This window comes from Pseudomonas tremae (genome assembly GCF_023278125.1).
GTDB lineage: Bacteria > Pseudomonadota > Gammaproteobacteria > Pseudomonadales > Pseudomonadaceae > Aquipseudomonas > Aquipseudomonas tremae.
In genome coordinates, this window is the sequence record NZ_CP066270.1 from 2,056,068 (window position 1) to 2,065,653 (window position 9,586).

Genomic DNA, 9,586 nt, shown 5'->3' on the forward strand with positions numbered 1-9,586 from the left:
TGATAATAATGTTGATAACGGTTCGCATTAGTGTGACAGGTTGTTTCTGCCAGAAGAAGACGCTTCGGCCAAATACTTAACAAAATTTTCACATTCGCGGGCGGGAAGATGGCTGGAATGGCCAATGGAGTTTTGCGAGACAGGCAGAGCCTGTTCTGACGCTAGCAGGCGTGAATCGGCGCGGTTACGCTTAGCAGGTGTCTGGACGCGTACGACATGCGCAAAAAACCGCTATGAAAAACTTGTACAAAAACCTACATTGGTACAACTTTTTTTGTCGCGGAAGCCACTCATGTCGACTACTCACCGACTCCATCTTGTCCTCGGCGACCAGCTCTCTTTCGACCTGGCGTCCCTGCAGGACATGCATCCCGAGCACGACACAGTCCTGCTGGTCGAGGTCATGGAGGAGGCGAGTCATGTGCCGCATCATCCGCAGAAAATTGCGCTGATCTTCAGTGCCATGCGTCATTTCGCCGAAGCGTTGCGTGAGCGTGGGGTTCGGGTGCAGTACGTCACGCTGGATGACCCGGAGAACTCCGGCTCGATACCGGGCGAGCTTTGTCGCTGGCAGGCTCTGTTGGAGGCGCAGGAGTTGCACGTGACCGAGTGCGGCGACTGGCGCCTGGAGCAGTCGATCAAGGACTGCGGGCTGCCGATTCGGTGGCATGCCGACACGCGCTTTCTGTGTTCCCGTGACGAGTTCTCGGCATGGGCGCAGGGCAAGAAGCAACTGCGCATGGAGTTTTTTTATCGCGAGATGCGGCGCAAGAGCGGGCTGTTGTTGAATGGCGACGGTACGCCGGTCGGTGGCGCCTGGAACTTTGATGCCGAAAACCGCAAGGCGCTGCCCAAGGGCGTGGCTGCACCGTACCCGATGCGCTTTTCCGCCGATGCGATTACCCGCGATGTGCTGGCGCTGGTGGCGGAACGTTTCGCCAACCATTATGGCTCGCTGGAGGCTTTCGACTATCCAGTGACGCATGCAGATGCTCAGGCGCTGTGGGAGTATTTTCTGGATTTTGGCCTGGCGGGTTTTGGCGATTATCAGGACGCGATGGCGACAGATGAGCCTTTTCTGTTTCATGCGCGAATTAGCGCGGCGCTGAATATCGGTCTGCTGGACCTGCGACAGATCTGCAGCGATGTTGAGTCTGCTTATTGGTCGGGCAAGGTGGCGCTGAACGCTGCCGAAGGTTTTATCCGCCAGTTGATTGGCTGGCGCGAATATGTGCGCGGCGTCTATTGGTTGAAGATGCCTTACTACGCCAGCGGTAATCTGTTTGGCAACAGCAGGCCGCTTCCGGAGTTTTACTGGACCGGTGAAACAAAGATGAACTGCATGAGCCAGGCGATAGGCCAAAGCCTGAAACATGCCTATGCCCACCATATTCAGCGCCTGATGGTCACCGGCAACTTTGCGCTGCTCGCCGGCATCGTGCCGGAGCAGATCTGCGAATGGTATCTGGCGATTTACATGGACGCGTTCGACTGGGTCGAGCTGCCCAACACGCTGGGTATGGTGATGCACGCCGATGGCGGTTATCTGGGCTCCAAGCCTTATTGCGCAAGCGGTCAGTACATCAAACGCATGTCTGATTACTGCCGTGGCTGCGCGTACAAAGTGACTGAAAGCACGACCGACGATGCCTGTCCGTTCAACGCGCTTTACTGGCATTTTCTGATGCGTCACAGCGACCTTTTACGCCGCAACCAGCGCATGGGCATGATTTACAAAAACCTTGATCGTATGGCCGCACCCAAGCAGCAGGCACTATGGGCGCGGGGCGAGCATTTGCTGGCCAGACTGGACGCCGGAGAAGCACTTTGAAAAAGACCGAGTTGCCGGTAAAAACCTGCGTGGTCTGCGGCCTGCCGTTTACATGGCGCAAGAAGTGGGCGCGCTGCTGGGACGAGGTTCGCTACTGCTCCGAGCGCTGTTGTCGCAACAAGGCATTAACCCGCCCGTAAAGTTTTCAAAATATTTCGAAATGAAATGCGCTGAACTATCCGTTCCGCAACGTGATCCTTCCTTATGCGCAGTCAGCGCGACCCCGACAGGCGAGTGCAATCCGCATTGAGCCTTGATCCAGGGTCGCCGAACGATAAGGAGCCGTCATGACCGTTACCCCCCATCCCGTCTACCGCTGCACGCCAGGCCCGCTACACGCGACCCTGCTTGCTGGCACCGTTCCACTGTTTCTCGGTGGATTGCTGAGTGATATCGTCTACTACCAGACGTTCCAGACCCAATGGAGCAACTTTGCTGCCTGGCTGATTGCCGGCGGCTTGCTGTTTTGCGGGTTGGCGCTGTTGTTTGCACTGGTGAACCTGATCCGTGCGGATCACAAGGCTGGACGTCCTGTGGCGTATTTTCTGCTATTGCTGGTGACTTGGGTGCTTGGCCTGGTCAACGCTTTTGAACATGCCAAAGATGCCTGGGCGGTCATGCCGTCGGGCCTGATCCTGTCGGTGATTGTCACCCTGCTGGCCTGCGTCGCGACGTGGACAGGGCTGACGAGCCTGCGCTCCGGAGGTGCAAAATGAGAAATATCCACGCACTGACTGCATTGAGTATGGCGTTGTTGCTGAGCGCCTGTGGTGGCGAGGCTGACAGCACCCAGGCTCGTGGTCCGGACCCTAAACTGCCAGAACCGCAACGCGGCCTGCTGCCGAGCATGAAGATTGCCGAACCTGTTGCATGGGGTGATCAGAAGCCGACCGTACCGGAGGGTTTCAGCATCACGGCGATTGCCACTGACCTGAGCATTCCGCGTCAATCAGTGGTTCTGCCCAATGGCGACATCATCATTGCCGAGGGGCGCGGCGGCAGTGCTGCCAAACTCAAACCCAAGGATGTGATCGCCAGTGTCATCAAGGCGCAGGGCAATACCAAAGTCAAAGGCGGTAATCGTCTGACGCTGTTGCGTGATGCCGATGGCGACGGCAAGTACGAATTGAAGACGGTGTTCGCCGAAAACCTCAATGCGCCATACGGCTTGGCTTTCGCGAATGGCAAACTGTACGTCGCCAATCAGGACGCTCTGGTCAGTTTCGACTATCAGGACGGTCAGACCAAGGCGGGCGGCGAACCGGTTAAGGTGACGGACCTGCCTTCAGCGATCAATCACCATTGGACCAAAGCGCTGACCACCAGCCCTGACGGTCGCTTCCTGTACGTCGGTATTGGTTCGAACAGCAACGTGACCGAGCGCGGCATGGAGGTCGAGATCGACCGTGCAATGGTCTGGCAAATCGACGCCGCGACGGGCGCTCACAAGCCGTACGCGACCGGTCTGCGTAACCCGACCGCGCTGGCGATCCAGCCGGGTACGGGGCAGTTGTGGACGGTGGTCAACGAACGCGACGAACTGGGGCCTGACCTGGTTCCGGATTACCTGACTTCGGTGAAAGAGGGCGCCTTTTATGGCTGGCCTTACAGCTATTGGGGCCAGAACGTCGATCCGCGTGCTCAACCGCAAAACCCGGCCAAGGTCGCTGCTGCGATCAAACCTGATTACAGCCTGGGCTCGCACGTCGCCGCTCTGGGCGTGTCGTTCTCCATCCCGGCCATGGGTGACAAGTTCGCGGACGGCGTGTTCGTCGGCGAGCATGGCAGTTGGAACCGCGATAATCCGGTTGGCTACAAGGTGATCTTCGTGCCGTTCGCCAATGGCCGTCCTGCGGGCGAGCCCGTGGACTTCGCGACAGGTTTCCGGGGTGAAGACGGCAAGACTCGCGGCCGGCCAGTGGGGGTAACCGTTGATCCCAAAGGCGCGCTCATCATTGCCGACGACCTGGCCAACACGGTCTGGAGAGTGACCCGCAACAAATAAGCTGACGACCACGGGGCGAATTCATTCGCCCCGTTTCGTTAGCCTCATCATCCATTGATGCCCTGCGTCCTCTCGTGCGACGCAGGGCGTCGAGACCTGCATTCGGGGTAGATTCAATAACGCCTTACACGTTAGGGTTGTGCGCTTACATGCGCTGGCCAGAAGGGCCAGTCGCGAAAAAAACTGAATTCTGGAACCGCTGTGAGTCGCTTTGAAACCGTTGGAAACCTCGAAACACAACCTGCTTCATGGTGGGCCGTCGGCAGCGTATCCCTTGGATCGTTTGCTACCGTTACCACGGAATTTCTTCCTGTAGGGCTGTTACCCGATATCGCCCGTGACCTTGGCACCAGTGTCAGTCACGCTGGCTTGATGATGGCCGTCCCCGGTGTCCTCGCGGCGATTTCCGCACCGTCCTGCATTGCGCTGTTTAGTCATGTCGACCGCAAGCGCCTGCTGCTCTGCCTGCTGTCGATATTGCTGGTGTCCAACTTGATCGTCGCATTATCGGAACAGTTCTGGCTGACCCTCACCGGCAGAGTATTGCTCGGCTTCGCCCTAGGAGGATTCTGGACCATTGCCGGGTCTTTGGGGCCTCGGCTGAGGCCGGGCAAGGAGGGCGTGAAGGCGACCGCGTATGTGCTGGCGGGCGTTTCGATTGGCACAGTAGCCGGCATACCTGCGGGTACAGTGATCGGCGAAGCATTTGGCTGGCGGGCTGCGTTTGAAACCGCGGCGGTTGTTACCGTTGCTGTAGGCCTGTTGATCGCCACGCTTCTGCCTGCATTGCCGGGTGAGCGCTCTGCCGGTATCGGGCAGATGCTTTCGTTGGCGGGTGAGCAAAAAATTCGCCGGATGTTTGCTGCCGCGCTGTTGATCTATGTCGGCCACTTCGCGGCCTACACCTACCTCGCACCCTTCGTCATGGAGTCCGCCAACATCAAAGGCCAGGCGCTAGGCGTGTTGCTCTTTGCCTTCGGTCTGGCAGCGGTAGCGGGCAATCTGGCTGGTGGTGCGTTGGCGGCCAGAAATGCGCCGTCCTCGGTATTGATCATGACCCTGCTGATGCTGGGGTCACTGAGCGCATTACTCATGTTTGTCGGCAACCCGTGGCTGCTATGGCCGGTCACTCTGGTCTGGGGATTTGCCTTCGGAATGATCCCGATCACCACGCAGATATGGTGCTTCGATGCCTCGAACGGGCGTGTGGAAGGCGTTCAGGCGCTGCTGGTCTGTGTGGTCAATCTGTCGATTGGCGGCGGGGCATTCATCGGCGGGCTGGTGTCCGAAAGCGCGGGCTTTACGGCTGCGATCGTGACCGGCGCGGTATGCGCTGCGCTGTCTATGGCAACAGTGGCGTGGTCGCTGCGCAGGTCACCAGCGGTAAACTGCGCGGACTGATACGGCCTATTTTCAGCCAGCTTTGAAAAACGCCACCTTTTGCGTCAGGCGGTCCGCTAGCAACGCCAGATCCTCACTGGCGGTTGCCACTTGCTGGGAGCCGCTGGCGGACTTGAGTGTCGAGTCGTGAATACTGTTGATATTCATCGCGACCTCTTCGGCCACCGCGCTTTGCTGAGTTGACGCACTGGCGATTTGCGCGTTCATGTGATTGATTGCGCCTACCTCTTTGCTGATTTTCGACAGCGCGCTCTGCGCATTGCGGGTCTGTGCAACTGCCTTGTTGACCAGCTCGCAGCTGTCACGCATGTTCTGCGCGGCGGTTTCTGTGCCGCCTTGCAACGTGCTGATCATTGCCTGAATTTCCTGCGTCGACTGCTGGGTGCGTGTCGCCAGCGAGCGCACTTCATCCGCCACCACTGCAAACCCTCGCCCATGTTCGCCCGCACGAGCGGCTTCGATGGCAGCATTAAGGGCCAGCAGGTTGGTCTGGGAGGCGATCGAGTTGATCACTTCGATGACTGTTTCGATCTGTTCACCGTGCCTGGATACCTGCTCTACAGTGCTGGTCGTTTCCACCAGCGTTGCAGCCAGTTGTTCAATGGCCGCGGTAGTCCCTTCTACCAGACTGTTGCCAGTTTCCACTTCGGTGTCCGCCAGACGCGCTGCATCTGCTGCCTGTGCCGCATAGCCGGCAACTTCGTTGACTGTGGCAGCCATCTCACTGATAGCGGTTGCCACCTGTTCGGCTTCGCGAGTCTGCACCATGACCTGAGCATTGTTGGTGGAGGACGCAGCCGACAGCACGGTCGATGACTGGCTTACTTCCTGAGCGGCCTGTCGTACTTGAGTGATCGTCTCGGAGAGGCGACTCAGCGCGGTTTTCAGCACGCCCATCACGCTCTCGGGGTGTTCGGTGGAAATGTTCTGCTGCAGATCACCGTCGGCCAGCCGCCTGATGGCCTGCGCGACGTCTACCGGCTCTGCGCCGAGCGTTCTTTTGACAAAGCGGATGATGACCATCGACAGCACAATGCTGAGCAGCACGGCGAACGCCGTTGCCATGAGCATCAACCCGCGAAACTGGCCAGCCGTTGCCTGCACGCTGTCGAGTTGTGACCTGATTGAGGCTTCCTCGTGGTCGATAAGCGCGTTGACGCGTTTCAGCCATTCGCTATAATCACCGGAAACCTGGCGCAATAAAAGCGCCTGGGCGCCGGCAATATCACCTGCACGACGCAGCGCAATCACGCTCTTGGTAGAGGCGAGTGTCTGCTGTTCGATTTCCTTGATGGCGCTCAGCAACTGACGCTCTTCGCCCGTTACGCTGGGTCTGGTATACAGCTGATCCATTGGCACAGCCGAGTCGACGTAGTCTTTTTCCAAGCGGGTCATTTCTGCCAGATGAGTGGCCAGATCCTGGTCGTTGCTGACCAGTACGGCATCCCGCAGGGCGATTGCCCGGTTGTGTACGCTGCCGCGAAAGTTGATCGCGTAACGCTGCACTTTTGCTGCGTTTTCTCCGACGTCCTCAAGCGTAGTGTCGATAAACCCCACCCGCTGGATACCCACCGCAGTGATCAATATGAGCAGCGACACGATTGCGGCAAAACCCAAGCCGATACGCGTCGCCAGAGAAACCGGTTTTTTCATGAGAAAAGCTCGTAAAGGAAAGGTCGGTTGGTCGCCATAATCGTGGCGCCAGCTAATAGCGAATGGCCAGACAGTATGCTTGAGTCGCACAGGCGCCAAATAGATATTTACACGCAATCGGATAGACAGTTGTTATTGCAGAATTTCGGATCAGCCACGACCGGCCAAATGTCATCCATCATGCTTCCAGACGCGGGCCAGCAGCGTCTGCTGCCGACCGAGCGTTCGAACGGGTCAGGCAAAACCGGTCACTGCATGAGGCACATACGGGGCTTCAAGTTGGCTGATGTCCTCGTCACTCAGCACCAGGTCGAGTGCTGCGATGGCATCGTCTAGTTGCGATGCTTTGGAGGCGCCGACGATCGGGGCTGACACACCGCGCTTGGCAAGTACCCAGGCCAAGGCTATCTGCGCCATCGGGACGCCTCGCTCTCCGGCGAGCTTTTCCACTTCATCAATGACGCGACCGTCTTCCTGCTCAGTGGCTTCATAAAAAGACTGCCCGGAAATATCGGTCCTGGTGCGTTCTGTCTGTTGACCATGAGGCCGTGTCAACCGGCCACGCGCCATCGGGCTCCAGGGCATAAGACCGACGCCCTGATCGAGACACAGCGGGATCATCTCGCGCTCTTCTTCCCGGTACACCAGGTTCAGATAATTCTGCATGGAAACAAACCTGCTCCAACCGTTTGCCAACGCAACCTGTTGCGCCTTGGCGAACTGCCAGGCATACATGGACGACGCTCCGATGTACCTGGCTTTGCCTGCCTTGACCACGTCGTGCAAGGCTTCCATGGTTTCTTCGATGGGCGTGTCGTAGTCCCAGCGGTGGATCTGGTACAGGTCAATATAATCGGTGCCCAATCGTTGCAGGCTCGCATCGATGTTGGCCATGATCGCTTTGCGGGACAGTCCCTTGTCGTTGGGCCTGGTGGAGCCTTCCCACATGTTCGCCGGGAAGAACACTTTTGTTGCAATGACGGTTTCTTCGCGGCGGGTGAACTCCTTGAGGAGTTTCCCTACGATGGTTTCCGACGTGCCCGCCGAATAGCTGTTGGCTGTGTCGAAAAAGTTGATGCCTTGCTCCACCGCGTGCCTGATGATGGGCCGGCTTGCTTGCTCGTCCAGTGTCCAGGGATGTGTGCCGGCATCAGGCTCACCGAACGTCATGCACCCGAGGCACAGTCTGGAGATATCCAGCCCCGTACTGCCAAGCTTCACGTACTTCATGGAATCCTCCATCAATCATTTGATAGGCCCGTTACCTGTCGAGTATCAACGCTCGAAGGGTATCGATCCGGCCTTGCCATTTATCAGACCGCTCGTGAACTCATCCGTTGAAGAAATGTATCTTGCAGGCATCTTCAAGTGATGAAACGTCCTCTGGGAGCAGCAATCATGACCAAGCTGGAACAGACAGGTTTTCTGGGTTTTGACGTATTCGGCACTGTCGTAGACTGGCGAAACGGTGTGGCCAGAGCCGCGGCGCCTTTCCTCGAACAGCACGCCATACAGATCGATCCTCTCGACTTTGCCGATCAGTGGCGAGGGCTCTACCAGCCGTCCATGCAGCGCGTACGTTCAGGCGAACGGCCCTTCGTGACGCTCGACGTCTTGAACCGGGAGAATCTGGAAACCGTACTGTCCAGGCTCAATGCAGACTTTGGCAGTATCCACGATGCTGAGCTGGTGGAGCTGAACAAAGCTTGGGAAAAACTGGACCCCTGGCCTGATTCCGTTGCCGGCCTCACCCGGCTAAAGCGCAGGTTTTCGATCGGTACGCTGTCAAACGGGCACATTGCAGGAATGCTCAACCTTGCAAAGTTCGGTGGGTTGCCATGGGATGTGATTGTCGGTGCGGAGATCGCAGGCACCTATAAGCCCAACCCTCAGACCTACCTGAAGTCTGCCAGGGCAGTGGGGTTGGCCCCGGAGTCGATGGCGATGGTCGCCGCGCACAATTCCGATCTGGCAGCAGCTCGCGCCAATGGCTTCAAGACCGTTTTCGTCCGAAGGCCATCCGAACACGGGCCTGGCCAGACCTCTGATCTGGCTGCGGAGCAGGACTGGGATGTCGTAGTCAATTCACTGACTGAAGCAGCACAAGCGCTGGGTTGCTGATGCCTGCGGGGCGGCTTCAGGGACGTCGCCCGGTATGGGTGATTAGTCCCGCAAATCCTTCCACATATGCACCTTGGAAACGAACCCGCCACCCACCGACACTGCAAGGGGTTCCAGGCCGAATGGCACAAAGCCCATTCGCTCGTACAATGCCTGAGCCCCGGCGTTGCCTTGGGTCACGGTGAGCTGGACGACCAGCAGCTGCGTTTGCGATGTTGCATACGCCAGCACGTTGTTCATCAGCTGCTGACTGATGCCTCGTGCCCTGTGCGCAAGGGGCACGTACATGCCGAACAGGGTGCATTTGTGACGGACCTTTTTTCGGGTTTCCATCGACAGCCCCACGGTGCCGAGCAAGCGGCCATCCTCCAGCGCCGCGAACACGGCATCGCTGGCCGAGGGTGCGTTATCGAGCCTGTTTTGCCACCACGAGATCGGCAACGCTTCACGCTCTGCCACATCCGATGTGAACGCATCCGGGTGCAGCGTGTAGGCCTCGAGCATCAGCGCCCGATAGGTGACGGCATCGTCTGGAGCAAGTCGGCGAAAGGTGAGGGGCATGGCCGGTATCCGCT

9 protein-coding genes are annotated in these 9,586 nt (G+C 58.2%); 6 read left to right on the top strand and 3 right to left on the bottom strand.

The genetic code is table 11. The features are described from left to right. The first annotated feature begins 292 nt into the window (after positions 1-292). From I9H09_RS09500 to I9H09_RS09520, 5 genes are all read left to right on the top strand, one after another. On the top strand, positions 293-1,831 hold the full coding sequence (locus I9H09_RS09500) for a cryptochrome/photolyase family protein (protein WP_122347944.1): 1,539 nt from the start codon (positions 293-295) through the stop codon (positions 1,829-1,831). Further along, entirely contained in the window at positions 1,828-1,971 is a 144-nt protein-coding gene (locus I9H09_RS09505) for a DUF2256 domain-containing protein (protein WP_122313135.1), read from the top strand. Before I9H09_RS09500 ends, I9H09_RS09505 begins: the two co-directional genes overlap by 4 nt. Positions 1,972-2,118: 147 nt before the next feature. Then, positions 2,119-2,547 (top strand): DUF2231 domain-containing protein, encoded by a 429-nt coding sequence (locus I9H09_RS09510; RefSeq protein ID WP_236502285.1) that lies wholly within the window; start codon positions 2,119-2,121, stop codon positions 2,545-2,547. Then, on the top strand, positions 2,544-3,836 hold the full coding sequence (locus I9H09_RS09515; protein ID WP_122313133.1) for a PQQ-dependent sugar dehydrogenase: 1,293 nt from the start codon (positions 2,544-2,546) through the stop codon (positions 3,834-3,836). Before I9H09_RS09510 ends, I9H09_RS09515 begins: the two co-directional genes overlap by 4 nt. Positions 3,837-4,037: 201 nt before the next feature. Then, positions 4,038-5,237 (top strand): MFS transporter, encoded by a 1,200-nt coding sequence (locus I9H09_RS09520; RefSeq protein WP_122324984.1) that lies wholly within the window; start codon positions 4,038-4,040, stop codon positions 5,235-5,237. A 12-nt stretch (positions 5,238-5,249) separates the two neighbouring features. On the opposite strand, the gene I9H09_RS09525 is transcribed toward I9H09_RS09520, so the two are convergent. Continuing rightward, positions 5,250-6,890, bottom strand: coding sequence for a methyl-accepting chemotaxis protein (locus tag I9H09_RS09525; protein ID WP_024668860.1), 1,641 nt, complete (start codon positions 6,888-6,890; stop codon positions 5,250-5,252). Positions 6,891-7,124: 234 nt separating this feature from the next. Continuing rightward, positions 7,125-8,120: an aldo/keto reductase gene (locus I9H09_RS09530; protein ID WP_122324985.1), complete on the bottom strand. Its 996-nt coding sequence runs from the start codon at positions 8,118-8,120 to the stop codon at positions 7,125-7,127. Positions 8,121-8,288: 168 nt separating this feature from the next. On the opposite strand from I9H09_RS09530, the gene I9H09_RS09535 reads away from it, so the two are divergent. Beyond that, positions 8,289-9,011, top strand: coding sequence for a haloacid dehalogenase type II (locus I9H09_RS09535; protein WP_122324990.1), 723 nt, complete (start codon positions 8,289-8,291; stop codon positions 9,009-9,011). Between the two features lie 42 nt (positions 9,012-9,053). Here the strand turns inward: I9H09_RS09535 and I9H09_RS09540 are convergent, their stop codons facing one another. Continuing rightward, the gene (locus I9H09_RS09540) at positions 9,054-9,572 is read right to left on the bottom strand and encodes a GNAT family N-acetyltransferase (protein ID WP_122324986.1); all 519 of its coding nucleotides are present in this window, start codon (positions 9,570-9,572) and stop codon (positions 9,054-9,056) included. Positions 9,573-9,586 lie beyond the last annotated feature (14 nt).

What these genes read in the sequence shown, in the direction of transcription:
- I9H09_RS09515 (WP_122313133.1), top strand. Translation starts at nt 2,544, where the DNA reads ATGAGAAATATCCACGCACTGACTGCATTGAGTATGGCGTTGTTGCTG.
- I9H09_RS09530 (WP_122324985.1), bottom strand. Translation starts at nt 8,120, where the DNA reads ATGAAGTACGTGAAGCTTGGCAGTACGGGGCTGGATATCTCCAGACTG.
- I9H09_RS09510 (WP_236502285.1), top strand. Translation starts at nt 2,119, where the DNA reads ATGACCGTTACCCCCCATCCCGTCTACCGCTGCACGCCAGGCCCGCTA.
- I9H09_RS09535 (WP_122324990.1), top strand. Translation starts at nt 8,289, where the DNA reads ATGACCAAGCTGGAACAGACAGGTTTTCTGGGTTTTGACGTATTCGGC.
- I9H09_RS09540 (WP_122324986.1), bottom strand. Translation starts at nt 9,572, where the DNA reads ATGCCCCTCACCTTTCGCCGACTTGCTCCAGACGATGCCGTCACCTAT.
- I9H09_RS09500 (WP_122347944.1), top strand. Translation starts at nt 293, where the DNA reads ATGTCGACTACTCACCGACTCCATCTTGTCCTCGGCGACCAGCTCTCT.
- I9H09_RS09525 (WP_024668860.1), bottom strand. Translation starts at nt 6,890, where the DNA reads ATGAAAAAACCGGTTTCTCTGGCGACGCGTATCGGCTTGGGTTTTGCC.